This is a genomic window from Amycolatopsis sp. lyj-23 (assembly GCF_046549135.1).
Lineage (GTDB): Bacteria > Actinomycetota > Actinomycetes > Mycobacteriales > Pseudonocardiaceae > Amycolatopsis.
Genome location: NZ_JAJPWN010000018.1, coordinates 1 through 23,298, shown reverse-complemented (window position 1 = coordinate 23,298; position 23,298 = coordinate 1). Strand labels below are relative to the sequence as shown.

The following is a 23,298-nucleotide window of genomic DNA, read 5'->3' as shown; positions in this document are numbered from 1 at the left end:
TCTCACCTACCTTGCAGCAGCTCGGTGATCTCGGGCCGGGGGTCGTGCCCGGCCATCGCCTCGGCGTACGCCTGCAGTGCTTCGCGCGCCTTGTCGTCCAGTTTGGCGGGAATCGCCGCCTGGAGGGTGACGAGCAGGTCACCTTGTGCACCGTCGCGCTTGGCGATGCCCTTGCCGCGCACGCGCAGCACCCGTCCGCTCGCGGTACCCGGCGGCACCTTGAGCGAGACCTTGCCTTCCAGCGTCGGCACCGTGATCGTGGTGCCGAGCGCCAGCTCCGTGAAGTCCACCGGCACGGTGATCGTCAGGTCGAGGCCCTTGCGCCCGAACAGCGCGTGCGGAGCCACGTGCACCCGGACGTACAGGTCGCCCGCCTGCGCGCCGCCCCGGCCCGGTTCGCCCTGGCCGGCCAGCCGGATCCGCTGGTCGTCGTCGACGCCCGGCGGGATCCGGACGGTCAGCGTGCGGGTCCGCGTGCTGATGCCTTCGCCGCCGCACTCCGGGCACGGGTCGTCGATGATCTGCCCGCGGCCGCGGCAGTCGCGGCACGGCTCCGAGAACGCGAAGGCGCCCTGGCTGCGGCTGACCAGCCCCGAACCGGAACAGGTCGGGCAGGTCCGCGGCGACGTCCCCGGCCGCGCGCCGTTGCCGCCGCACGTCGCACAGGTCGCCGGGCTCGACAGCCGCAGCGGCAGGGTCGCGCCCTTGACCGCCTCGGTGAAGTCGATCCGGACGTCCGTTTCGACGTCGGCACCGCGCTGCGGCCGGTTCGCCGCCGCACCCGCCGACGTCCGGCCGCGGCCGAAGAGCCCGCCGAGGATGTCGCCGAGCCCGCCGAAACCGCCCTGCTGACCGGCGCCGGCCTGGCTGAAGATGTCGCCCATGTCGAAGCTGCCGGTGCCGCTTCCGCCGCCGGGGAAGTTGAATCCGCCCGCGCCGCCGAACAGCCGCCGCGCCTCGTCGTACTCCTTGCGCTTGCTCGCGTCGGAGAGCACGCCGTAGGCCTCGGAGACCGCCTTGAACTTCTGCTCCGCCTCCGCGTTGCCGGCGTTCGCGTCCGGGTGGTTCTCCTTGGCCAGCTTCCGGTAGGCCTTCTTGATCTCGTCCGCGGTGGCGTCGGAGGAGACGCCCAGCTCACGGTAGAAGTCCTTACCGATCCATTCCCGTGCGCTCATCGGGCGTCTCCTCCTCCCACTTGGTTCCTCTTCTTACTGCTGCTGTTCATCGACTCCGCCGCCGAGTGGCAGCTCGCCACCGACGGACGGGTCCCCCGGGGCCGCTCCGGGCTCGTGGTCGGTCACGCCGACCAGCGCCGCCCGCAGTACGCGGTCCCCGAAGCGGTACCCGCGGCGCATGACCACGGTGACCGTCGGGCCCGCCACGTCCGGCGAGGTGTTGTGCTGCACGGCCTCGTGCACGCTCGGGTCGAAGGGCTCGCCTTCGGCACCGAACGACTCGAGGCCCGCGCGCTGCAGACCGCTGATCAGCTTGTCGCCGACGGCCTTGAACGCGCCGGTGAGGTCGCCGTGCTGCTCGGCCCGCTCGAGGTCGTCGAGCAGGGGCAGCAGGTCGTTCACCACGGTCGCCTTGGCGCCGATCACGACCGCTTCGCGGTCACGCTCGACGCGCTTGCGGTAGTTGGCGTACTCGGCCTGCAGGCGCTGGAGGTCGGCGGTGCGCTCGGCCAGCTCCTTCTCCACGCCGGAGACGACCGACACCGCGTCGTCCACAATGGACTCGCCCAGCGAGGGGCCCGCGTGCTCCACGGGCGCCTCATCGGGTTCCGGCGCGGCGTGGGCCGGACCGGGCGGGCGGACCTGCCCGGTCTGGGGGTCCACCCGGCGACGGTCCCGCACGACCACCGGCTCCTCGGGCCCGCGGCCGGAGTTCTCGGATTCGTCGTAGCTGTGGGTCACTTCTTCTCGTCCTCTTCGACGATCTCGGCGTCCACCACGTCATCGGCCTTGGCCTGGCCGCCGGCCGCACCGGCGTCCCCGGCCGCACCCGCACCCGCGCCACCGGCCGCACCGGCCGCCGCGTCGGCGTTCGCGTTGGCGTACAGGGCGGTGCCCAGCTCCTGCGAAGCGGCGTTCAGCTTCTCGATCGCCTCGCGGATCTTGGTCGAGTCCGTGCCCTTCAGCGACTCGTTGGCCTCGTCGATCGCCGACTTGACCTTGCTCTTGAGGTCCTCGGGCAGCTTGTCGTCGTTGTCCTTGACGAACTTCTCGGTCTGGTAGACCAGCGTCTCCGCCTGGTTGCGGGTCTCCGCTTCCTCGCGGCGCTTCTTGTCTTCCTCGGCGTGGGCCTCGGCGTCCTTGACCATGCGCTCGATGTCGTCCTTCGGCAGCGCGGAGCCACCGGTGATCGTCATCGACTGCTCCTTGTTCGTGCCCAGGTCCTTCGCGGTCACGTGCACGATGCCGTTGGCGTCGATGTCGAAGGTGACCTCGATCTGCGGCACGCCACGCGGGGCCGGCGGGAGACCGGTCAGCTCGAACATGCCGAGCTTCTTGTTGTGCGCGGCGATCTCGCGCTCACCCTGGAACACCTGGATCTGCACCGACGGCTGGTTGTCGTCCGCGGTGGAGAAGATCTCCGAACGCTTGGTCGGGATCGTGGTGTTGCGCTCGATGAGCTTGGTGAAGACGCCACCCTTGGTCTCGATGCCGAGCGACAGCGGCGTGACGTCCAGCAGCAGGACGTCCTTGACCTCGCCCTTCAGCACACCGGCCTGCAGCGCCGCACCGACGGCGACGACCTCGTCCGGGTTCACGCCCTTGTTCGGCTCACGGCCGCCGGTCAGCTCCTTGACCAGGTCCGACACGGCCGGCATGCGGGTGGAACCACCGACGAGCACGACGTGGTCGATGTCGCCGACGGCGATGCCCGCGTCCCGGATCACGTTGTTGAACGGGTTCCGGGTGCGCTCGAGCAGGTCCGCGGTGATCTTCTGGAACTCGGCGCGCGAGAGCGTCTCGTCGAGGAACAGCGGGTTCTTGTCCGCGTCCACGGTGATGTACGGCAGGTTGATGCTGGCCGAGTTCGAGCTGGACAGCTCGATCTTCGCCTTCTCCGCCGCCTCGCGGATGCGCTGCAACGCCATCTTGTCCTTGGTCAGGTCGATGCCGTTCGTGGCCTTGAACTTGTCGACCAGCCACTTGACGATGCGCTCGTCCCAGTCGTCACCACCGAGGTGGTTGTCACCGGAGGTCGCGCGGACCTCGACGACGCCCTCGCCGATCTCCAGCAGCGAGACGTCGAAGGTGCCACCACCGAGGTCGAAGACCAGGATGGTCTGCTCCTTCTCGCCCTTGTCCAGGCCGTACGCCAGCGCGGCGGCGGTCGGCTCGTTGACGATGCGGAGCACGTTCAGGCCGGCGATCTGGCCGGCTTCCTTGGTGGCCTGCCGCTGGGCGTCCTCGAAGTACGCCGGGACGGTGATGACCGCGTCGGTGATCGTCTCACCCAGGTACGCCTCGGCGTCGCGCTTCAGCTTCATCAGCACGCGCGCGCTGATTTCCTGGGAGGTGTAGTTCTTCCCGTCGATCTCGGTCTTCCAGTCGGTGCCGATGTGCCGCTTCACGGACCGGATCGTCCGGTCGACGTTCGTGACGGCCTGGTTCTTCGCCGGCTGGCCGGTCAGCACTTCACCGTTCTTGGCGAAGGCGACGATCGAAGGGGTGGTCCGGGAGCCTTCCGAGTTGGCGATGACCGTCGGCTCGCCGCCCTCAAGGACGGCGACGACCGAGTTGGTCGTGCCGAGGTCGATGCCGACCGCTCGCGCCATGGTGCTTCCTCCTGTGTACGGCTGCTATGTTCGTGACCTGCAGGTTCGTTCCCGCCTTGAGCGAGGCCCTGTCAAGTTCTATCCGGCCTTCGCGCACTCCGTCAAGCCGGACTTGAGTCGACTGCGCTCAACCTCTGTACCCAGCCTAACGAGGCGATCCGGGTTCTTGTTCCCGGGTCCGGCGGTCGATCGTGCCCGAATGGGGTGTGACGGCGCTCACTGGCGCCCAGACCGAGCCGCGCGCCGGGTTCCGCCCCGCGTCGGCCCCAAGCCGCAGTAGCAAGAAGAAGTCAGGCCGCGCGGACCGTGACGCTGCCGCTCTCGGTCGTCAGGTCCAGCAGGTGCTGGGCCGAGCCGTCGGTCGGCACGCCGATGTCGCGGTGCCCGCTGTCGCTGCCGCCCTGGACGCGGTACGGCCCGCCCGGCACCTTCAGGTCGATGCTGCCGCTTTCGGCGTGCACCTTCACGTCGTTCGCCTGCGCCAGCGTGAAGTCGACGCTGCCGCTGGCGGAAGTCACGTCGACCGGGCCGTGCACCCCGTCGCCGGTGATGCTGCCGGAACCGCTCTGCAGCTGGACCGCGCCGACGTTGGCCAGGTCGATCGAACCGCTGTCCATGAACAGCTTCACCGCACCGGCGACGTCTTCGACGCGCGCGTGCCCGGAATCGACGTGGACGTCCACGCTCGACGTCCCGGCGACGTCCAGCCCGCCGGAGTCGATGTTCCCCGTGACCGGCACGCCCGCGGGCACGACGACCTCGAAGTCGACCGTGCAGTTCGTGCCGCACGACCCGAGCACCAGCTGGTCGCCCTCGACGCGGTAGAAGGACCCCTCCGGCTTGCTGCGCCAGTGGTAGCCGATCTCCTGGTGCACCGTCGACGGCCCCGAGCCGGCGCGGATCTTCACCGACCCCGAGTCGGCCTCCAGCTTCACGCTGCGGATGGTCTGCGAGAGGGTGTCGGTGGTCTTGAAGTCCGCACCCCAGCCCCACCCGAGCGCGGTCGCCAGGCCGACGCCGATCAGGACGATGCCTCCCAGAGCCAGAAGCGGGCGCGCCATGCTCGTTGGTCCCCTCAGTGTGGTTTTCCCCTGCGTGAGAGACGTTATGGCCGGGTGCACGAGCGGTACATGGGGGTAACCCCCCGAAAGACCCTGAGATCCCGCCCTGAGACGCGCGGGCGGGATCCGGGGCCTAGCCTGGCGAAGTCTCCAGTTCCATGATCAGGAGGATCCATGCCGCAAGCACCCGGCCCGTACGAATCCCTGCCCGACGTGCCGTCCTTCACCCTCCGCAGCGACGACGTCGCCGATGGCGAAACCCTGGCCACGCCCCACTTGTCCGGCATCTTCGGCGCCGGCGGCGAGGACCGGTCGCCGCACCTGGCGTGGGACGGCTTCCCGGCGGAGACGAAGAGCTTCGCGATCACCTGCTACGACCCGGACGCCCCGACCGGCAGCGGGTTCTGGCACTGGGCGGTGTTCAACGTCCCGGTTTCGGTGACCGAGCTGGCGTCCGGCGCGGGAGACGGCTCCGGCCTCCCCGAAGGCGCGGTGACGCTGAAGGGCGACGGCGGGGTCAAGCAGTTCCTCGGCGCGGCGCCCCCGCCCGGGCACGGACCGCACCGCTACTACTTCGCGGTGCACGCCCTCGACGTCGACCGGCTCGACGTGCCGGAGGACGCGACGCCGGCGTTCCTCGGCTTCAACATGTTCGGGCACACGCTCGCCCGCGCGGTGCTCACGCCGGTGTACGAGAACAAGGGCTGAATTTCCTTCAGGGCCCGGCGCTGTTGCCGATCGGCAACGGAGCCGGGCCCGTTTTTGTCGGACCCCGCTGACACACTGCGCTCATGCCACCACCGATAGCGACACCCCGGTCGAGAGCGCTGGGGTTCGGACTGCGGAAAGCGCGGAAGGCGCGGGGGTACGGGCTGCGGGAGCTGGCCCGCGCCACCGGCTTGCACCCGGCCGAACTGTCCAATTGGGAGCTGGGCCTGCGGGTGCCGCGGATCGAGGACGTCGCGGTCCTGCTCGGTCAGCTCCGGGTGCCCGCCGTGGAGCGCGCCCGCCTGTTCGAGCTGGTCCGCACCGCCCGCGAGCCGAACTGGGCCGAGAAGGAGATGCCGGACGCGCCGGCGATCCTGACGACGCTGGCCGAGTACGAGCGCACCGCGGCCGCGATCTTCAGCTGGCAGCCGATGCTGGTGCACGGCCTGCTGCAGACGCCTGACTACGCCCGAGCGATCCTGGCGCGCGGTGGCACCCCGGCGCAGCTGATCGAACAGCGGCTGAAGGTGCGGATGATCCGCCAGTCAGCGCTGCACGAACACCGCGCGCCCGAGTGCTCGTTCGTGCTCGGGGAGACGGCGCTCCGGCAGGAGATCGGCGGCACGGAGACGCTGCTCGACCAGCTTCGTCACCTTCTCGACCTGCCGCGCCGGTTCGAGGTGCGGGTGGTGCCGTCCGGCGGCGACTACCACCCGGGGCTCAACGGCTCGTTCAGCGTCTTCGAGTACTCGGACCTGCCCGCCATCGTCTTCCTGGACCAGTACCGCGGGAGCGCCTACATCTACGATGAGAATCAGGTGGCGGACTACAAGTCCGCCGCGCAGACCATGGCATCCCTGGCGCTGAGCACGGCGGAATCGCGCGTCTTCGTCGAGGGGGTGATCGCCGACTTGGAGGCCTGACGTGCACAACTGGCGGAAGTCCAGCTACAGCGGCCCCGAGGCCGAGTGCGTCGAAGTCGCGCTGGCCCAGGTGGTGCGGATCCGCGACACGAAGGACCGCCCGGGCGGCACCCTCGAAATCACCACCCGATCGTGGGACGCCCTCCTCACCGACCTGCGTTAGCCGACGAAGTTCCCCGCGTTGGGCCCTTCGCGCTCCAGGTAGTGGCCCTTGGTGTGCTCGGCGAAGCCGAACTGCCGGTACAGCCCGTGCGCGTCGGCGGTGTGGAGCATCCAGCGGAACTGCGCGCCGGGACCGTTGTCGATCATCTCGCGCACGATCTCCTGGCCGAGGCCGGTCCCGCGCGCGGAGTCGACGACGAAGACGTCGGCGAGGTAGGCCGAGGAGACGCCGTCGGAGAACGCGCGGGCGAACCCGACCTGCTCGCCACCGCGGTAGGCCCCGATGACCCGCCACGAACCGGCGACCGCGGCTTCGACCTGCGCACGCGTGCGCCAGCGGCCCCAGTAGGCCTCGGTGGAGAGGAACTTCCACACCACGTCGAGGTCCAGCCGCGCGCGGTCGTCGTCGAGTTCGAAGTCGCCATAGCTCCGCATGACCGAAAAGTAGCAGCGGCGCGGAGCGCCTCCGTTGAGGGCGGCGGTGGGGAGGAAGGCGGAGTAACCGAGCCGTCAACGCGGTTTCAGCAGGTAGTCCACCACGGGCCGCAGCTCCTCGGCCGACGGCGGCTCGTCGTCGATCAGGCCCTGGATGAGCAGCCCGTCGATGCCCGCGAGGAAGACCCGGAAGGCCACTTCGTCGTCGTGGCGGACCATCGACGTCAGGACGTCCAGCCAGCGCCGGGCGGCCGGCCGCAGCTCCGGCTTGCGCGCGGCCAGCAGGTACAGCTCGTACTCCGCCATCGTGCGCCCGCGCCGCGGCCCGAGCGCCTCGGCGAGCAAGCCCGCGACCTCCTCGGCCCCGCGTGACCCGCGGGAGCGGGCGCGGTCGATCATCCAGTAGACCTCGGTCGCCATGTCGCGGGCGCACGAGATGAGGGTCGCGACCAGCAGGTCGTCCAGCGACGAGAAGTGGTAGGTCGTGGACGTCGTCGGCACGCCGGCCTCGGCCGCGACGGTCCGGTGGGTGACGCCGGCGACGCCGTCGCGCTCGATGATCCGCAGCGTGGCCTCGATGAGTTCGGCGCGCCGCTTCTCGCCGCGCGCCTTCCGGCCGTCGACTTGGAGCTTCACCATAGGGTGAAAACTACCTGAACGATCGTCCCGAAACAAAGAGCGACGTACACCACATCGGTGGGACTTAAGGCCACTCAACGGGTTACTCATCGGTAGTAAGCATTAGTCTGCCGGCTACCACCACGAATCATCCGGACGAAAGGCACCCGAACGATGGGCGCTCTACAACTGACGCTGGGCGGCATCTCCGTCGTCCTCGGCGTCGTCGCCTGGGGGATGTTCGCCGCGACGATCGCGCGTTTCGTGCGAGTCATCCGTCTCGGGCAGCCCGACTCGACTCGCAACGGCCCGTTCTGGCCGCGCATGAAGACGCTGGTCAAGGAGTTCGCCGCGCACACGCGGATGAACCGCAAGCGCAGCGTCGGGCCCGCGCACTGGCTGGTGATGTGGGGCTTCCTGCTCGGGTCGCTCGCCCTGTTCGAGGCCTACGGCGAGGTCTTCGTCCCGACGTGGGGCTGGCCGTACCTCGACGACTTCCCGCCGTTCCAGCTGCTCATGGAGCTGCTCGGGCTCGGCACGATCGTCGGCGTCCTGGTGCTGATGGCGATCCGGCAGCGCAACCACCCGCGCCGCGCCGACCGCCAGTCGCGCTTCGCGGGCTCGAACTTCAAGTGGGCGTACTTCGTCGAGGCCGTCGTCCTGATCGAGGGCATCGGCATCATCGGCGTCCGCGCCGCGAAGTCCGCGCTGAACACGCACGAGGGGCCGCTGTGGGCGTCCTTCGTCTCGAACCCGATCGGCCAGCTGCTGCCGGCCAGCCCGAACCTGGTGACGGTCTTCGCGTTCGTCAAGCTGATGAGCGCCACGGTCTGGCTGATCGTCGTCGCGCGCACCATGACCATGGGCATCGCGTGGCACCGGTTCAGCGCGTTCTTCAACATCTACTTCAAGCGCGAGGACGACGGCGGCGTCGCCCTCGGCGCGCTCAAGCCGATGATGAGCGGCGGCAAGGTCCTCGACCTCGAGGAAGCCGACCCGGACGAGGACACCTTCGGCGTCGGCAAGATCGAGGACTTCAGCTGGAAGGGCTGGCTGGACTTCTCGACGTGCACCGAATGCGGCCGCTGCCAGGAGCAGTGCCCGGCGTGGAACACCGGCAAGCCGCTGTCGCCGAAGCTGGTCATCACGCAGCTGCGCGACCACGCCTACGCGAAGGCGCCGTACCTGATGGCCGGCGGCAAGCGCGACATGGCGGGCGATGAGATCGGCCTGTCCGGGGACAACATGTACGCCGGGATCGACGTCCTGGCGATCGCGGAGTCGCAGAAGGCACTGGTGGGCGACGACGGCGGCGTCATCGACCCCGACGTCTTGTGGTCCTGCACCAGCTGCGGCGCCTGCGTCGAGCAGTGCCCGGTCGACATCGAGCACGTCGACCACATCGTCGACATGCGCCGCTACCAGGTGATGATCGAGTCGTCGTTCCCGAGCGAGCTGAACGGCATGTTCAAGAACCTGGAGAACAAGGGCAACCCGTGGGGCCAGAACGCCAAGGACCGGCTGGCCTGGACCGAGGACCTCGACTTCGAGGTGCCGGTGTTCGACGGCGACATGGGCGACGCCGAGTACCTGTTCTGGGTCGGCTGCGCCGGCGCGTTCGAGGACCGGGCGAAGAAGACGACCCGGGCGGTCGCCGAGCTGCTGCACATGGCCGACGTCAAGTACAAGGTGCTGGGCTCGGAGGAGTCCTGCACCGGTGACCCGGCCCGCCGCGCCGGCAACGAGTTCCTGTTCCAGATGCTGGCCCAGCAGAACGTCGAGGTGCTGAACTCGGTGTTCGAAGGGCGTGAGCGCAAGGCCCGCAAGGTCGTCGTGACCTGCGCGCACTGCTTCAACACCCTCGCCAACGAGTACCCGGAGCTGGGCGGCCAGTTCGACGTCGTGCACCACACGCAGCTGCTGAACCGCCTGGTGCGCGAGAAGCAGCTGGTGCCGGTGGCGCCGGTCGCCGAGGACGTCACCTACCACGACCCGTGCTACCTCGGCCGCCACAACAAGGTGTACGAGGCGCCGCGCGAGCTGGTCGGCGCGACCGGCGCGCGGCTGCGCGAGATGCCGCGGCACGGCGACAAGTCGATGTGCTGCGGCGCCGGCGGCGCGCGGATGTGGATGGAAGAGAAGATCGGCAAGCGGATCAACGTCGAGCGCGTCGACGAGGCGCTCGGCACCGCGCCGTCGAAGATCGCCACCGGCTGCCCGTTCTGCAAGGTGATGCTGAACGACGGCCTCACCGCCCGCCAGAGCGACGGTGCCGCGAGCGAGAAGGTCGAGATCGTCGACGTCGCGCAGATGCTGCTGGAGTCGGTCAAGCGCAAGCCGGAACCGAAGCCGATCGCGCTCGGAGCGCCGTCACTCGCGCAGGAGTGACACGTTTTCACAGAACGCACGGCCCCGGTCAGCACCGCTGACCGGGGCCGTTTTCGTGATCGCGAAGATTGGTGGTCTCGTAGCCATTCCACTACCCGTTGTCACAACTTTGTCCTGTCCAACATGCTCGCTAGCTGGGGATTCGTCGCGGTAATCGTTTTCTTGAAAGATGTTCATGATAATCACCGAAATGGCCCATCAGGTTGGGGAGAAACACCGGCCTGAACCATGGACAAGCGGCGTATCCTGGCCTTTCCTCGCCGCCGCCGTTGCCAGCGAGGGCACTATTGTCGATCACGGAATCAGGGGGCGGCACGGATGGCCGAGGACCGGCGGACCACCACGACCGGCCGACACGCTCTCCACCCCATACCCGACGACAGGCCCGCCGCGGACTACGTCCCCATCCAGCGCACGCTCGTGCGCCCGTACGTCCTCACGCGCGGCCGGACGCAGTCGAAGCGGCACCTCGCGATCGAAGCGATGGTTTCGACGCGGGCCGGCGCGCACTGGGACGGCGCCCGGGTCACCGGTGAGTTCCGCTCGGTGCACTCACTGTGCCTGCACCCGCGTTCGGTCGCCGAAGTCGCGGCCACGCTGAGCGTGCCGCTCGGCGTCGCACGCGTCCTGCTGGACGACATGGCCGAACAGGGGCTGGTCACCATCCACGACAGCCGGACCGGCGCCGACGGCCGTCCCGCGATGGCGCTCATGGAACGCGTTCTGCACGGCCTGCGCCGCCTCTGAGCATTACGCTCAGCAGGGTGAGCGAGGAATCCGGCAAGTCCGGCGGCGAAAGCACCCTGACCGTCCTGCTCGCCGGCGGGGTGAACCTGGCGATCGCGGTGATGAAGCTGATCGCGGGCATCATCACCGGCTCGGGCGCGATGCTGTCCGAAGCGGCGCACTCGGTGGCCGACACGATCACCGAGGTCCTGCTGCTGACCGCGCTGAAGCGCTCGGCGCGCCCGGCCGACCGCGTGCACCCCTTCGGCTACGGCAAGGAGCGCTACTTCTGGTCGCTGCTCGCCGCCGTCTCGATCTTCGCCTCGGGCGCGATGTTCGCGCTCTACGAAGGCGTCTCGACGCTGTTCGGGCACGGGGAAGCGCAAAGCACGTCGCTGCTCAGCTACATCGTCCTGGCGGTGGCGTTCGTGCTCGAAGGCACGTCCTGGGTGCAGGCCGTGCGCCAGGTCGTCCGCGAGTCGAAGGCCGAGAACCAGTCGCTGGCGACGTACTTGCGGCTGATCGACGACCCGACGCCGAAGACGGTCCTGTTCGAGGACTCGGCAGCGCTGATCGGCCTGCTCCTGGCGTTCGGCGGCATCGGGCTGCACCAGCTCACCGGTTCGGAGATCTGGGACGGCATCGCGTCGATCGCCATCGGCCTGCTGCTCGCCTGCGTCGCCTACCTGCTCGGGCGGACCAACCGCGGCCTGCTCGTCGGGCGGCAGGCCCACCCGCGGCTGGTGCGCGAGATCCGCGAGCACCTCGTCGGCGCGCCGGAGATCGAGGCCGTCGTCGACCTGCAGACCATGCTTATGGGCACCGACCAGGTGCTGGTCTGCACCCGCGTCGACTTCGACGACTCGCTCGGCGCCGCCGACCTCGAGCGCGCCTGCGTGCGGCTCGCGTCCGAGCTGGCCGAGACGTTCCACGACGTCACCGAGGTGTTCATCGAGCCGGTGCCGCGCTCCGATCCGGAGCTGCGGGCGACGGTGCTCGCGCGGTACGGCGACATCGCCGAGCGCTGGAGCAGCGTCCGGCCGCCTCAGTAGCCGAAGTCCTGGACCCAGTACCAGCCCGCGGTGGTGACGCCGACGCCGAGCTTCTTGAGCGAGCAGTTCAGGATGTTGGCGCGGTGGCCCTCGGAATTCATCCAGGCGTCCATCACCTGCGCGGCGGACGTCTGCCCCTTCGCGATGTTCTCCGCGCCCGGCTTCGGGTAGCCGGCCTGCTTGATGCGCTGGTCGAACGTGGTGCCGTCCGGGCTGGTGTGCGAGAAGAAGTTCCCGGCCGACATCTGGTCGCTGTAGTCCTGCGCGGCCTTGGTGAGGTGCGATTCCTCGGTCAGCGGGTCACAGCCGGCCTTCGCGCGCTCGTCGTTGACGAGCGAGAGGACCTGCGCCGCGGTGGAGGTCGCAACGCGGGCCGCGGCCTTGGTGGTCGGCGGCGGGGCCGCGGACGTCGTCGGCGGCGGGGCCGTGGAGGTCTCGGTCGGCGTGGGCGTCGCGCTGGACGTCGTCGCCGGGGCGGCGGCCGAGGTCGTGGGAGCGGCGGGCTGACCGGGGGTGGTGGTCTGGACCTTGCCACCGGCGAGATCGGTTCCGCTGCCGGCCCCGGCACCGGCGGGCGCGTTCGGCAGGACCAGCGCCGCGGCGCCGAGCTCGGCGGTGTTTCCTTCCGCGGTGGCCATCCAGGTGCCTGCGGCGGCGGAGAAAACGCCGAGCAGCACACTGAGTGACACCATCACCACGCGAGCACGTTCACCAATGGGGGACACGGCGCAGGAACGTATCACGGGACAATTACGACGAGAACCCTACGAACGCACTGGTCACATTTCCCGTCGGCGACAGGTAAGTAATTCCGGGCAATCGGCCGCTGCCCCGTTACTCCATTCAGCCTATTTAAGCAAAGGTCCTTTCCGGGCCGTGACGTGTCCACAACGGACAGTGCGGTCAGTGCGCGGCGGCGGTCAGCTTCGCCGTCGATTCGTGGGTGAGGACAGTCGCCCCCTGAACGAACCCGATGATCGCCCGCAGCTCGTCTTCGGTGTAGCGGTCGCAGAGTTCGTGCATGCCCTTGATCAGGTGGTCCCACAGGTGCGCGCCGCTCGCGAGGGACTGCACGTCCAGGGCGATGAGGACCTTGCGCCGGTCTTCGGGGTGCCGCTCGCGGTTGACGATGCCCTTGCGCTCCAGCCGGTCGATCATCGCCGTCACCGACGCGGGTGCGAGACCCGACAGCCGCGCCAGGTCCTTCGGCGTCTGCGAGCCGAACCGCGCGAGGTAGTCCAGGACTTTGGTCTCCACCGCCGACAGCCCCCGTGTCTCGGCGATCGCGGTGTGGAACATGACCGTCTCCGTCGACAGCTCCCGCGACCTGAGCAGGACCTCTTCGACCAGTTTCGCGCGCTCGCTTGACACGCCGACCAGCCTAGCCCACTCTTTAGTTCGATAGAACGAATTACTTTCTAAGAGTTTCGAGGGGACGAACGACATGACACTGGCACTGATCATCGGGGGCGGCGTCGCGGGCACGATCACGGCCATCGCCCTGCACGAAGCCGGGCACGAGCCGGTGGTGTTCGAGGCTTACGACCGCGACGCCGAGGGCGTCGGCGCGTTCCTCACGCTGGCGGTCAACGGCTTGGAGGCGCTGGACCCGCTGGGCCTCAAGGACGTGGTCCGCCGCCTGGGCTTCGACTCGCCGCGGATGTCCATCGGGCTCGGCAACGGCACCCGGCTGGCCGAACTCACCGGCGGCGCCCTCGCGAACGGCACGGTGAGCCGGACCGTCCTGCGCTCCGACCTCTACGTCGCGTTGCGCGACGAGGCCGAGCGGCGCGGCATCCGCATCGAGTTCGGGAAGCGCCTGATCGGCGCGAGCCAGACGGGCACGCACGTCAGAGCGGACTTCGCCAACGGCTCGCACACGGAGGGCGACCTGCTGATCGGCGCCGACGGTCTCCGCTCCCGCGTCCGCACGATCATCGACCCGGACGCGCCGGCACCGCGGTACGTCCCGCTGCTGAACACCGGCGGCTTCGCCGAAGGGCTGGACCTGCCGGACGAGCCGGGCGTGCTGAACATGGTCTTCGGCAAGCGCGTGTTCTTCTGCCACGTCGTCAGCGCGGACGGCCGTGTCTGGTGGTTCGCGAACCCGGCCCGCAAGACCGAGCCGACCGCGTCCGAGCTCGTCACGCTCGCCGGGGAGAAACTGCGCGCCGAGCTCCTGCACCTGGTGGCCCCCGACCGGACGCCGGCCACCGAGATCATCCGCGCGACGCGCGAGATCTACCCGGCCTGGCCGACGTACGACTTCCCGACGGTCCCGGTCTGGCACCGCGGCCGCATGGTGATCATCGGCGACGCGGCGCACGCGACGTCACCGGCGGCGGGCCAGGGCGCCTCGATGGCCATCGAAGACGCCGTCACGCTGGGCAAATGCCTGCGTGACGTGCCTGACCTCGAGCGCGCGCTGACGACGTACGAGCGTCTGCGCCGCGGGCGCGTGGAGGCCGTGGTCGCGGCCGGCAAGCGCAACGGCGAGCAGAAGGTGATCGGCCCGGTCGGGCGCGTCGTCCGTGACTTCTTCATCAAGCGGGCGTTCGCGAAGCCGTTCGAGGAGGACCCGAACGCCTTCATGTGGAACCACCGCATCGACTGGGACGAGAAGGTCAGCGTTTAGCGCCCGAGGCACTCTTCCCCGCCGAGGGCGAATCCACTACCGCCAGGTGTCGACGCGGTGGAAGTTCTTGTACGCCCGGCTCGGGGTCGGGCCGCGCTGCCCCTGGTAGCGGGACCCGGCTTCGGTGGAGCCGTACGGGTGCTCGGCCGAGCTGGAGAGCCGGAAGATGCAGAGCTGGCCGATCTTCATGCCGGGCCAGAGCGTGATCGGCAGGTTCGCGACGTTCGACAGTTCCAGGGTGATGTGCCCGGAGAAGCCGGGGTCGATGAACCCGGCGGTCGAGTGCGTGAGCAGCCCGAGCCGGCCGAGCGACGACTTCCCCTCGAGGCGGCCGGCCAGGTCGTCGGCGAGGGTGACGAGCTCGAACGTCGACCCGAGCACGAACTCGCCGGGGTGCAGCACGAAGGGCTCATCGCCCTCCTTCTCGACCAGGGAGGTGAGCTCGTCTTGCTGCAGCTGCGGGTCGATGTGGGTGTACTTGCTGTTGTCGAAGACGCGGAAGAACCGGTCGAGCCGGACATCGATGCTCGACGGCTGGACCATGCCGGCATCGAAGGGGTCGATGCCGAGCCGGCCGGCGTCGAGCTCTTTGCGGAGGTCACGGTCACTGAGCAGCACGGCCGAAGCCTATCCGGTGGGCTCAGGCGGCTCGCATGTGCTGCGCGTAGGTGGTATCGGGCGAGAAGATCTTCTCGAGCCGCTTGACGTACCCGCGCCGCCCGGCCTCACCGAGCCGTTCCTGCAGCGCGGTGGCGCCGGGGATGAACCGCCGCACGGTCTCGGCGGCGAAGTTGACCCCGGCGACGGCAACGATCGCGGCCTGCGCGACCGGGTCGTTCGGCAGCCCGAGGAAGTCGGCGTTGGTCTTCCCGAGCACGAGCCGGCTGATCGAAGAATGCACGGCGACGGAGACGTGCGAAAGCACCTTCCCGACGGCACCGCGCCCCTCACCGACGGCGGCGTTGGCCTCGATCAAGGCCTTGGCGAGGCGCTTCGAGTCGTCGTCCGGGATGAACTCGGTGGCGGCGAGCAGCCACAGCAGGCGCCAGGCGTCCTCCTCGGAGGTGGGCAGCAGCTCGTCGTCGACGCCCATGAGCCAGCCGATGTAGCGCCAGAGGTGCAGGATGTCGCCGCGTTCGCGCGCGGAGTACCGGAGGCCGAGCAGCTGCGTGCCGAAGACGTAGACGAGCGAGAAGAGCAGCAACGTCCCAGCGGTCTGCACCTGGTTGACCGGCCGATCCCAGGCGGCGTAGTCCCAGTCCTCCCGCCGGTTCATGGCGGCGCGGACGTGGGCGTGCACGAGCCGGATCCGCAGCGCGGCGGCGTACCCCTTCCCGCCGTGCTTGAGGGCACCGGGCGTGGTGACGTCGATCCACCAGGCGGCGGTTTCGACGAGCCGCCGCGTCGCCTTGTATTCGATCTCACCGGTCCCGACCAGCGATTTCGTGGCGCGCGAGGCGAGGTAGCCGCCCATCAGCGACATGTCGCCGAGCGGGAAGAGCCCGAGCAGCCCGGCCCGGGTGATGGCTTTCGCGCCGCGCTCGAGCCGCTCGTCATCGACCCAGTAGGGCTTGGCGTCGACCTGCTCGAAGAAGTCCTTGAGCGGCCCGCCGGCCTTGCTCCGGTCGTTGAGCGCCTCTTCGAAGAGGGCGCGGCCCTGCCCCTTGGGCTGCTGCGCCATCCAGGCGACGACGTCGTCCGCGAGCCTGTCCTGCACCTGCGCGAACTCCCGGATCCGGGCGAGCTGGCGCTCGTCACCGCGGATGTCACCCTCGATGAACAGCCGCTGGGCCAGCCGGAACCCGCCTTGCCGGAACAGCTCTGGCTCATCCACGACAGCTCACCTCCGCCAGTCGACAACAAGTGTTGTCACTTGAGGAGCAGGAGTCAAGGAGGAGGGTCCTGGACAAGGGGATCACGGTGCCGTGTATGCTTACAGCGCACTGCGGATGTAGTTCAATGGTAGAACATCAGCTTCCCAAGCTGAATACGCGGGTTCGATTCCCGTCATCCGCTCTCATAGAGAAGACCCCGACCGAGCCAACGCCGGTCGGGGTCTTCTAGTGAGCGCTCCTATCCAGACCGGACATCGAACAGGCGCTACGGTGAAGGACCGCCCATGACCGGAGGATCATGCCGTCTGCCGATCGCGCCCCCACCGCCGCCATAATCGGTAGTTTTCGCCAGTTCTACGAGCAGGTACTGGATGCGTGGCGAACCATCAGCACCAGCGGCATAACCGTTACCAGCCCTCTCGGCTCACGAATAACAACAGCAGGAATTCCCTTCGTTCGCTTCGAGAGCGATAACGAAGCGTTGGACGACGCTACGATCCAAACGCTGGCTCTCCATCGAATCCTGCGCGCCGACGTCGTTTATGTCGTCGCACCCTCCGGCTACGTCGGAAGAACAACCTGCTACGAAATCGGGCGGATAATTCAGGCCCGGAAAGCACTCTACTTCAGCGAGTTGCCGAACGATCTCCCCGTACGAGTGGGTCCAGACCGAGTCGCTACGCCATCGCAGCTGGCCGATCTGGTCCTACGCAGGGAGATTCAACCCCTCTACGTAGATGAACCCGGGCCCCACGCCGAATGGGAAAGGCGCCTCCTCACTGGCGATTACCTGGACACTTGACAGTTGGGCACACTGAGCTAACGATCGCGGTCGAACCGCAGCCGAGGTACCATCCTCGTAGGGAGGTGGTGCGATGGCCGGCGAAGGCGCGGAAGAATCAAGAAGCCGTCACCGTCCGAGCACCGAACAGACCGCGATACCTTACGTCTTAATCTCCTATGCACAGGAGGACGAAACCCACAACGAAGCGGTGCGGCATTTGGCGCAACTTCTTCGGAGCAACGGTGTCGAGGCAGAACTCGATCTTTACGCAGCGCGACACCGGCAAGACTGGGCAGCTTGGTACCAGCAGCAAATCACCAGGGCAGACTTCGTTCTTGTCATCGCGTCTCCCGAATACAAAGAACAAGCTGAAGGCCAGGGCCCACCAAGCCAAGGACGCAGCGTTTCCTGGGAATCTCTCCTGATTCGCGAGGATATCTATCGTGATCGTCAAGTCGCGTTGCGAAAGTATCTTCCAGTCGTCTTGCCGGGCCACTCGGTCGACGACCTACCAGCCTGGCTCAATCCGAGGACCGCGACTTCATACTCAGTCGAAGAGCTGAGCTACAACGGAGTAGTAGAACTTCTTCGAGTCATAACCGATCAGCCAGAAGACCAAGCGATCGACATTGGCGCGATCACTCCCAGATTGAGCCCACCTTCCATCACACCTCAAGAGCACAGGAAAACGCTGCAGAGGGCCATCCATGCGACCGAAGATCCCAGCCTGATAGCCCCACTTGCCGGAATATTCTTGCATTATTTTGATCCACATTTCCTTCATGAGGTCTCCGCAGGCAGGAACGTCGATCGAGTCGCTGCCGAAGCGACACGAGCTACCCAGCTGGCCGTCCTGGCGGCACAGACGGTGTACATACCGGCCGCAAGCTATCTGGAATCAGATTTGTGCACGAAAATCGTCGACAACTATCAACCACTGTTCGAGTTCGGGCAGATCGTCCTAGTGGGCAGCGAAGCAAACTTGATCGATTTCGCAACCATGAAGATGCTCCAGTACGAAGAAGGCGGGCAGCGCCATTCGAAGTACCGAGCAGCACTTGAACGACAAGAGGGAACTCCGCCCTTTCGAACACGACAAAGGTCAGCGACCGCCGATATACGTAGCGCCTGGTGGCACGGTCTCAACGATCTCGGGCGATTCACGGAGGGAATAGATCCCTCTCAGGTATCAGACCTCGAAGGGCGTTGGGCCGACGTACCTGCAGCGCTGACTGGACGAGCATTTACGCCAGAGTACGCCATATTGGCACTCTACGAAGCACCTCAGGTTTCAAGCGCGCAAGCAATCATAGCCAAACGCGCCGGCTCGTACATCAACCGCAACTACACGCAAAGCTACGTCGATGAACTACAGGTCGGCGTAGTGACCGACCTCAATTACTTGCACAGTCCACACGTGCCTTCGGCAGGCGTGGACTTGCCTTTCAAAGCTGCGGTTCGCGCACTAACAGAGGCTCGAGCCGCAGAGAAGGTGTTCAATGCTTCTTCGATCGAACTGGTCAATTTACGAGCGGACAGCCTGATCACCCGATCATTCATCAACACTCTCAGATAAGCGATTCACACCAATTCCGGTTGAAGTGCCGTCTGCCAGGTGTCGAGATCAACCGGGCGGGGCGCGGATACTTCCGCCAGCAATGGTTGAACGTCGCCATTGAGACAATGAACGCCCCACGCGCTGAGCTCTTCAAGATATGCGTCCGGCATCCCGTGCAAGAGGAACACCTTTCGATCGTCCGCGAAAGCGACGCTAATCTCGGCGAACGAGTTCGGACCGATGTAATTGGCCGCGTCAGGCCGATGCACATTAACGACAAGTATTGCGGCAGTATCTTCGCTGCGGATTTTATTCATATGGTCCCGCGACGCTTTCCTTTTGCGACTATTCCTGACCTCGGCGCTCGAGTCCGCGTGAAAGTTGTCCGGAGACGGGATGACAACCTGAACACCAGCGTCTTCGATCACTGAGGCTATCCGCGACATGAGATCGAGTGACTTCATCGATCCGCAGATGACCACGGTTCCACGCTGACGGCGACCACCGGCCACGTGTGAACCCCCTTCGGGTCCAGTACTCGGCAAAACAACCTCCTGCACCGTTCAGATCAAGATCAGCATATGAAATCCTGGCTCGACCCGCTCGGGGACATGGTGGCACGGGCGTCAATTGATACGTCAGTTGACACGCCGGGAGCCACACGGTCGTACCCGGGCTCGCAAATGCGCCACGTGCGCGGCCGGTAGGCCCGACTCCTGCGCACGCTCCAACGCTTCGAAGGCCGACGCCGAACCCAAGCGGTGCAACAACTCCGCCCGAGACGCGTGCCACCACGGGTAATCCTCCAGGCCGGTCAACGCGTCCACGAGCGCCAACCCCGCAGCAGGACCATCCCGTTCCGCCACCGCCGCCGCGCGGTTCAACCTGACCACCGGCGTGTCCGTGACCGTCAACAGCACGTCGTACCAGGAAATCACCGCGTTCCAGTTCGTCTCCGCGTACGAAGGCGCCAAGTCGTGGCATGCCGCGATCGCCGCCTGGACCACGTACGCGTTCGGGGTCGACGGCGTCCGGCGCAGCCCTTGGCCCACCAGCTCGACGCCCTCCTTGATCAGCGCGAAGTCCCATGACGAACGGTCCTGCGAAGCGAGCAACACCGGCGAGCCGTCCGGGCGGAACCGCGCCGCGCGGCGGGCGTCCTGGAGCAGCACCAACGCCAGCAGGCCCAACGCCGTCGGCTCGTCCGGCATCAGTGACACCAGCAGGCGCGCCAGCCGGACGCCCTCCGCGAGCAGCGAGAGCCGGCCCGTGTAGCCCTCGTTGAAGATCAAGTAGATCGTCGACGCCACGCCGGCCAAGCGAGCGGGCAGTTCGTCCGCCGAAGGCACGCGATAAGGGATGCAAGCCGTGGCGATCTTCTGCTTCGCCCGCGTCAGGCGCTTCGCCATCGTCGCTTCGGGGACCAGCAACCCCCGCGCCACGTCCGCGGTCGACAAACCGCCCAATGTCCGAAGCGCCAAAGCCACCTGCGCGTCCAGGGACAACGCCGGGTGGCAGCACGTGAACACCAGCCGCAGGAGGTCGTCGCGGACCGAGGGCGGGTCCGGGGACGGGTCGACCGCGGGCATCGCCACCGCCTCCTTCCCGAGCCGCTTCGCCTCGCGGCGGAGCACGTCCACCGCGCGGTGGCGGGCCGCGACCAGCAGCCAGCCACGGGGGTTGGCCGGGACGCCGTCGCGCGGCCACGTCTCCAGCGCGCGCACGACGGCGTCCTGGACCGCGTCCTCGGCCAGGTCGACGCTGCCGGTGACGCGGACCAGCGTGGCCAGTACCCGGGTGCCCTCGTCCCGGACCAGCCGCGCGACCGCGTCCCCGGCGCCGGTCACTGGCCGAAGTCGACGACCGGGCGGACCTCGATCGCGCCGTCCCAGGCGCCCGGGATCCGGGCCGCGACCTTGACCGCTTCGTCGAGGTCCGCGCATTCGAGCAGGTAGAAGCCGGTGAGCGCTTCCTTCGTCTCCGCGTACGGGCCGTCGCTGGTGACGACGTCGCCGCCCTTGCCGCCGGTGACGCGGACCGTCGTCGCGGTCGCCGTCGGGTACAGCGCCGCGCCGCCGCGGATCACCGCGGCCGCGCCCGCGCCGAACTCGTCGTAGTCCTTCATCATGTCCGTGGCCTCGGGCGTGGTCGGGTCGATGTCCGTGGCGTAGATGATCGCGGCGTACTTGGGCATGAGGTGCTCCTCGCGGGTCCTGACCGGCGCCGATCGCCTGTCTCACTGTAAGGACGAACGGGCGAAGCCGCGCCGGGACACTTGTCGCGGAGAAAGTCCGGCGGGCAGGGTGAGGGTCATGGGGGAGCCCGCGCTGTTCGGTCCGGACTTCGACCGCGACCCCGCACCTGCTCGAGTTCCCGACCGGCACCTGGGCGTGGCTGATCACCCGGTACGCCGACGCCGTCGCCGCGCTCAACCACGCTGACCTGGTCGAGAGCCCGTCCGCCGGCAACGTGGAGTGGCGCTCGAGCATTGACCTGCCGCTGGACCACCGGCCCTCGCTTGCCGCCGGCATGATCAACACCGACTGCACGAGCACACGCGGTTGCGCCGCGCCTGTGCCGGCGCGTTCGGCCCGCGCCGGCACAGAAGCTGCGCGAACGCGGCCAACACGTGACCGACGGGCTGCGCGACGCCCTCGAAGCGCGCGGGCACCGCAACCTGGTCACAGACCTCGCCTACCCCGCCGATCGCGATCACCTGCGACCTACTCGGCGTACCCGAGTCCAACCGCGACGACGTGACGGCTGCGAGGTCCGCGAAGCCACGGACGTGCTGGAACAACTGGTCACCGAGGTCGTCGAGGCCAAGCGCGACGCGCGGCACCGACCTGATCAGCGACCTCGTCGCGCAGGAGGCCACCGGCATGCTCTCCCCGGACGAAGACATTCCTGATCCTCATCGGCGGCCACGAGGTCACCGTGGGCCTGATTGCGACCTGCGGCGCAGCCGCGAAAGCGCGGACCGACCCCGCCCACCGCGCCGCCGTCATCGAGGAGACGCTCCGGCTGCACGCGCCGCTGCAGAACGCGACCTGGCGGTTCCCCACCGAGGACGTCGAGATCGGCGGCCGGCTCATGCGGCCAGGCGACCCGATCCTCGTCTCCGTGCTGGCCGCCGACCGCGATCCTGCGGTCTTCGCGAACCCGACGCCTTCCGGCCGGGACAGCGGACAGCGGAACGGCGGCACATCGCCTTCGGCGCGGGCCCGCACCTGTGCATCGGCGCGGCGCTGGCCCGGCTGCAGGCCGACGTCGCCTTCGAGACCCTGCTCCGCCGTCTGCCGACGGCCCGGCTCGCGGTCCCCGAAGACGAACTGACCTGGTGGCCGAGCCCGATCACGCGCGGGCTCTTCCACCTGCCGATCGAGGTTCAGCCCTCGACGAGCTCCCAATCCGACTCCGGCGTCTCGCGGTCGTACACCTGACCCGGCGCGGCCTTCAGGACCGTCCGCACGTCCGGGTACAGGTTCGCCACGTGCTCCAGCTCCAGGCCCTCGACCTCGAAGTCCTCCGCCTCGGGCACCTCGAAGCCGACGAACAGCCAGGTGCCGTCCTGCTCGCGCACGACCTGGCGGACCGCGCGCACCGGCTGCTGCGGCCCGGTCGGGATCTCGGTCAGGCCGGTGCTGACCTGGGCCTCGTCGTCCGGCGAGCCTTCGTACTTCCAGTTCGCCCGGCGCTGGGCGAGCAGCCGGACGTCCTCGTCTTCGTCGTCGGAGCCGGTCACCGACGACAGCAGCCACGTGCGGCGCTCGGGGTCCCAGTCGGCGGCCATCCCGGTCGGCAGGGCGGCCAGCGCGGCCAGCTGCGGCAGCAGTTCGACGGCCTCGCGCAGCGACATCTTGCCGAAGCTTTCGCGGTTGACCAGCACGTCGTCGGACAGCTCGGTGCCGTCGCTGATGAACCAGTCGTCCTCGTCGTCCAGCACGACGAAGCCCAGCGCGTCGGGGTCGTTCACCAGGGCCAGCGCGATGATGACCGGCCCTTCCGGGTCCTGGCGCAGCAGCCAATCGGTCGACATGCGCCATATCCCACCATCGGGCGACCTCGGGCCGCGAGCCGGGGGTCACCGCTCGATAAATTCATCGGACGTAGATATTGTCGGGTCATGGTGCTGCCCAAAGGACTCGCCCGCTTCAACCGCGTGGTGACGAACCGGATCAACAAGTACTTCGTGAACTGGGCGCCGGGCTTCGGCCTGCTCGTCCACAAAGGACGGAAGTCCGGCAAGGAGTACCGCACGCCGCTCAACGTCTTCCGCACCGACAACGGCTTCGTCGTCGCGCTCACCTACGGCCCGGACTCCGACTGGGTGAAGAACGTACTGGCCGCGGAGAGTTGCACCCTCATCACGCAGCGGAAAAATTACCGCGTGCACTCCCCGGAGCTCGCGCATGATGAGTCACGCGGAGCGATGCCGGCGCCCGTGCGCCAGTTCCTCGGCCTGCTGAACGTCCACGACTTCCTGCTGCTGAAGCGGGACTAGGGCCTGTATCGAAGTGGGTCAGAGCCATTCGTTGATGGCGGCGATGTGGATGATGGCTTCGTAGCGGGCGGCGAGTTTGTCATAGCGGGTGGCCACCCCGCGGTGGCGTTTGAGGCGGTTGA

The 23,298-nt window shown here is 67.9% G+C and carries 25 protein-coding genes, 1 tRNA gene and 1 pseudogene; 12 read left to right on the top strand and 15 right to left on the bottom strand.

Annotation, left to right across the window (positions count from 1 at the left end; translation table 11 throughout):
• Positions 1-2 precede the first annotated feature (2 nt).
• From dnaJ to ACLJPY_RS37140, 4 genes are all read right to left on the bottom strand, one after another.
• Positions 3-1,175, bottom strand: coding sequence for a molecular chaperone DnaJ (gene dnaJ, locus ACLJPY_RS37155; protein WP_410595682.1), 1,173 nt, complete (start codon positions 1,173-1,175; stop codon positions 3-5).
• A 33-nt stretch (positions 1,176-1,208) separates the two neighbouring features.
• Positions 1,209-1,916 carry a nucleotide exchange factor GrpE gene (gene grpE, locus ACLJPY_RS37150; RefSeq protein ID WP_410595681.1) on the bottom strand — a complete coding sequence of 236 codons (708 nt, stop codon included), beginning with the start codon at positions 1,914-1,916 and terminating at the stop codon, positions 1,209-1,211.
• Positions 1,913-3,787, bottom strand: coding sequence for a molecular chaperone DnaK (gene dnaK / locus ACLJPY_RS37145; protein ID WP_410595680.1), 1,875 nt, complete (start codon positions 3,785-3,787; stop codon positions 1,913-1,915). Before dnaK ends, grpE begins: the two co-directional genes overlap by 4 nt.
• A 290-nt stretch (positions 3,788-4,077) precedes the next feature.
• Positions 4,078-4,848 carry a DUF4097 family beta strand repeat-containing protein gene (locus ACLJPY_RS37140; protein ID WP_410595679.1) on the bottom strand — a complete coding sequence of 257 codons (771 nt, stop codon included), beginning with the start codon at positions 4,846-4,848 and terminating at the stop codon, positions 4,078-4,080.
• A 174-nt stretch (positions 4,849-5,022) separates the two neighbouring features.
• Here ACLJPY_RS37140 and ACLJPY_RS37135 point away from each other — a divergent pair, with 174 nt between their 5' ends.
• From ACLJPY_RS37135 to ACLJPY_RS37125, 3 genes are all read left to right on the top strand, one after another.
• Positions 5,023-5,556, top strand: a complete 534-nt coding sequence (locus tag ACLJPY_RS37135) for a YbhB/YbcL family Raf kinase inhibitor-like protein (RefSeq protein ID WP_410595678.1) — start codon at positions 5,023-5,025, stop codon at positions 5,554-5,556.
• Positions 5,557-5,639: 83 nt separating this feature from the next.
• Positions 5,640-6,479, top strand: a complete 840-nt coding sequence (locus ACLJPY_RS37130; protein ID WP_410595677.1) for a helix-turn-helix domain-containing protein — start codon at positions 5,640-5,642, stop codon at positions 6,477-6,479.
• Position 6,480: 1 nt separating this feature from the next.
• Positions 6,481-6,642, top strand: coding sequence for a DUF397 domain-containing protein (locus ACLJPY_RS37125; RefSeq protein ID WP_410595676.1), 162 nt, complete (start codon positions 6,481-6,483; stop codon positions 6,640-6,642).
• Here ACLJPY_RS37125 and ACLJPY_RS37120 read toward each other — a convergent pair.
• Entirely contained in the window at positions 6,639-7,076 is a 438-nt protein-coding gene (locus ACLJPY_RS37120; protein WP_410595675.1) for a GNAT family N-acetyltransferase, read from the bottom strand. The two genes, ACLJPY_RS37125 and ACLJPY_RS37120, sit on opposite strands and share 4 nt — an antisense overlap.
• A 75-nt stretch (positions 7,077-7,151) precedes the next feature.
• Complete coding sequence (locus ACLJPY_RS37115; RefSeq protein ID WP_354811512.1) at positions 7,152-7,712, bottom strand: TetR/AcrR family transcriptional regulator; 561 nt, start codon at positions 7,710-7,712, stop codon at positions 7,152-7,154.
• Positions 7,713-7,868: 156 nt separating this feature from the next.
• On the opposite strand from ACLJPY_RS37115, the gene ACLJPY_RS37110 reads away from it, so the two are divergent.
• The 3 genes from ACLJPY_RS37110 (at position 7,869) to ACLJPY_RS37100 (ending at position 11,860) form a co-directional block, all read left to right on the top strand.
• Positions 7,869-10,082: a (Fe-S)-binding protein gene (locus tag ACLJPY_RS37110; protein WP_410595674.1), complete on the top strand. Its 2,214-nt coding sequence runs from the start codon at positions 7,869-7,871 to the stop codon at positions 10,080-10,082.
• Between the two features lie 318 nt (positions 10,083-10,400).
• A complete protein-coding gene (locus ACLJPY_RS37105) occupies positions 10,401-10,829 on the top strand; it encodes a DUF742 domain-containing protein (RefSeq protein ID WP_410595673.1) in 429 nt (142 codons plus the stop codon).
• Between the two features lie 17 nt (positions 10,830-10,846).
• Positions 10,847-11,860: a cation diffusion facilitator family transporter gene (locus ACLJPY_RS37100; protein WP_410595672.1), complete on the top strand. Its 1,014-nt coding sequence runs from the start codon at positions 10,847-10,849 to the stop codon at positions 11,858-11,860.
• On the opposite strand, the gene ACLJPY_RS37095 is transcribed toward ACLJPY_RS37100, so the two are convergent.
• A complete protein-coding gene (locus tag ACLJPY_RS37095; protein WP_410595671.1) occupies positions 11,854-12,558 on the bottom strand; it encodes a CAP domain-containing protein in 705 nt (234 codons plus the stop codon). The genes ACLJPY_RS37100 and ACLJPY_RS37095 overlap by 7 nt on opposite strands.
• Positions 12,559-12,763: 205 nt before the next feature.
• Entirely contained in the window at positions 12,764-13,231 is a 468-nt protein-coding gene (locus tag ACLJPY_RS37090; protein WP_410595670.1) for a MarR family transcriptional regulator, read from the bottom strand.
• Positions 13,232-13,304: 73 nt separating this feature from the next.
• Between ACLJPY_RS37090 and ACLJPY_RS37085 the strand changes: the two genes are divergently transcribed.
• Positions 13,305-14,495, top strand: coding sequence for an FAD-dependent oxidoreductase (locus tag ACLJPY_RS37085; RefSeq protein ID WP_410595669.1), 1,191 nt, complete (start codon positions 13,305-13,307; stop codon positions 14,493-14,495).
• A gap of 36 nt (positions 14,496-14,531) precedes the next feature.
• Here the strand turns inward: ACLJPY_RS37085 and dcd are convergent, their stop codons facing one another.
• Positions 14,532-15,113 (bottom strand): dCTP deaminase, encoded by a 582-nt coding sequence (gene dcd / locus ACLJPY_RS37080; protein WP_410595668.1) that lies wholly within the window; start codon positions 15,111-15,113, stop codon positions 14,532-14,534.
• 22 nt (positions 15,114-15,135) lie between these two features.
• The gene (locus ACLJPY_RS37075; RefSeq protein ID WP_410595667.1) at positions 15,136-16,329 is read right to left on the bottom strand and encodes an oxygenase MpaB family protein; all 1,194 of its coding nucleotides are present in this window, start codon (positions 16,327-16,329) and stop codon (positions 15,136-15,138) included.
• 111 nt (positions 16,330-16,440) lie between these two features.
• Between ACLJPY_RS37075 and ACLJPY_RS37070 the strand changes: the two genes are divergently transcribed.
• Positions 16,441-16,511 (top strand) — tRNA-Gly (locus tag ACLJPY_RS37070).
• Between the two features lie 694 nt (positions 16,512-17,205).
• Positions 17,206-18,690: an SEFIR domain-containing protein gene (locus ACLJPY_RS37065; protein WP_410595666.1), complete on the top strand. Its 1,485-nt coding sequence runs from the start codon at positions 17,206-17,208 to the stop codon at positions 18,688-18,690.
• Between the two features lie 5 nt (positions 18,691-18,695).
• On the opposite strand, the gene ACLJPY_RS37060 is transcribed toward ACLJPY_RS37065, so the two are convergent.
• The 4 genes from ACLJPY_RS37060 to ACLJPY_RS37045 form a co-directional block, all read right to left on the bottom strand.
• Positions 18,696-19,184 carry a hypothetical protein gene (locus tag ACLJPY_RS37060; protein WP_410595665.1) on the bottom strand — a complete coding sequence of 163 codons (489 nt, stop codon included), beginning with the start codon at positions 19,182-19,184 and terminating at the stop codon, positions 18,696-18,698.
• A 126-nt stretch (positions 19,185-19,310) separates the two neighbouring features.
• Entirely contained in the window at positions 19,311-20,519 is a 1,209-nt protein-coding gene (locus ACLJPY_RS37055; protein WP_410595664.1) for an RNA polymerase sigma factor, read from the bottom strand.
• Positions 20,516-20,866 (bottom strand): YciI family protein, encoded by a 351-nt coding sequence (locus ACLJPY_RS37050; protein ID WP_410595663.1) that lies wholly within the window; start codon positions 20,864-20,866, stop codon positions 20,516-20,518. Before ACLJPY_RS37050 ends, ACLJPY_RS37055 begins: the two co-directional genes overlap by 4 nt.
• A 339-nt stretch (positions 20,867-21,205) precedes the next feature.
• Positions 21,206-21,577 (bottom strand): hypothetical protein, encoded by a 372-nt coding sequence (locus ACLJPY_RS37045; protein WP_410595662.1) that lies wholly within the window; start codon positions 21,575-21,577, stop codon positions 21,206-21,208.
• Between the two features lie 32 nt (positions 21,578-21,609).
• On the opposite strand from ACLJPY_RS37045, the pseudogene ACLJPY_RS37040 reads away from it, so the two are divergent.
• Both ACLJPY_RS37040 and ACLJPY_RS37035 read left to right on the top strand, forming a co-directional pair.
• Positions 21,610-21,777, top strand: a pseudogene (locus ACLJPY_RS37040) (cytochrome P450); the annotation flags it as partial.
• Complete coding sequence (locus tag ACLJPY_RS37035) at positions 21,723-22,115, top strand: cytochrome P450 (protein WP_410595892.1); 393 nt, start codon at positions 21,723-21,725, stop codon at positions 22,113-22,115. The pseudogene ACLJPY_RS37040 and the gene ACLJPY_RS37035, both read left to right, overlap by 55 nt.
• Here ACLJPY_RS37035 and ACLJPY_RS37030 read toward each other — a convergent pair.
• A complete protein-coding gene (locus ACLJPY_RS37030; RefSeq protein WP_410595661.1) occupies positions 22,061-22,711 on the bottom strand; it encodes a hypothetical protein in 651 nt (216 codons plus the stop codon). The two genes, ACLJPY_RS37035 and ACLJPY_RS37030, sit on opposite strands and share 55 nt — an antisense overlap.
• 87 nt (positions 22,712-22,798) lie before the next feature.
• Between ACLJPY_RS37030 and ACLJPY_RS37025 the strand changes: the two genes are divergently transcribed.
• Positions 22,799-23,176: a nitroreductase family deazaflavin-dependent oxidoreductase gene (locus ACLJPY_RS37025; RefSeq protein ID WP_410595660.1), complete on the top strand. Its 378-nt coding sequence runs from the start codon at positions 22,799-22,801 to the stop codon at positions 23,174-23,176.
• Positions 23,177-23,298 lie beyond the last annotated feature (122 nt).

What these genes read in the sequence shown, in the direction of transcription:
- ACLJPY_RS37135 (WP_410595678.1), top strand. Translation starts at nt 5,023, where the DNA reads ATGCCGCAAGCACCCGGCCCGTACGAATCCCTGCCCGACGTGCCGTCC.
- ACLJPY_RS37130 (WP_410595677.1), top strand. Translation starts at nt 5,640, where the DNA reads ATGCCACCACCGATAGCGACACCCCGGTCGAGAGCGCTGGGGTTCGGA.
- ACLJPY_RS37140 (WP_410595679.1), bottom strand. Translation starts at nt 4,848, where the DNA reads ATGGCGCGCCCGCTTCTGGCTCTGGGAGGCATCGTCCTGATCGGCGTC.
- ACLJPY_RS37045 (WP_410595662.1), bottom strand. Translation starts at nt 21,577, where the DNA reads ATGTCTTCGTCCGGGGAGAGCATGCCGGTGGCCTCCTGCGCGACGAGG.
- dnaK (WP_410595680.1), bottom strand. Translation starts at nt 3,787, where the DNA reads ATGGCGCGAGCGGTCGGCATCGACCTCGGCACGACCAACTCGGTCGTC.
- dnaJ (WP_410595682.1), bottom strand. Translation starts at nt 1,175, where the DNA reads ATGAGCGCACGGGAATGGATCGGTAAGGACTTCTACCGTGAGCTGGGC.
- ACLJPY_RS37065 (WP_410595666.1), top strand. Translation starts at nt 17,206, where the DNA reads ATGGCCGGCGAAGGCGCGGAAGAATCAAGAAGCCGTCACCGTCCGAGC.
- ACLJPY_RS37030 (WP_410595661.1), bottom strand. Translation starts at nt 22,711, where the DNA reads ATGTCGACCGATTGGCTGCTGCGCCAGGACCCGGAAGGGCCGGTCATC.
- ACLJPY_RS37085 (WP_410595669.1), top strand. Translation starts at nt 13,305, where the DNA reads ATGACACTGGCACTGATCATCGGGGGCGGCGTCGCGGGCACGATCACG.
- ACLJPY_RS37105 (WP_410595673.1), top strand. Translation starts at nt 10,401, where the DNA reads ATGGCCGAGGACCGGCGGACCACCACGACCGGCCGACACGCTCTCCAC.
- ACLJPY_RS37120 (WP_410595675.1), bottom strand. Translation starts at nt 7,076, where the DNA reads ATGCGGAGCTATGGCGACTTCGAACTCGACGACGACCGCGCGCGGCTG.
- ACLJPY_RS37025 (WP_410595660.1), top strand. Translation starts at nt 22,799, where the DNA reads ATGGTGCTGCCCAAAGGACTCGCCCGCTTCAACCGCGTGGTGACGAAC.
- ACLJPY_RS37050 (WP_410595663.1), bottom strand. Translation starts at nt 20,866, where the DNA reads ATGCCCAAGTACGCCGCGATCATCTACGCCACGGACATCGACCCGACC.
- ACLJPY_RS37110 (WP_410595674.1), top strand. Translation starts at nt 7,869, where the DNA reads ATGGGCGCTCTACAACTGACGCTGGGCGGCATCTCCGTCGTCCTCGGC.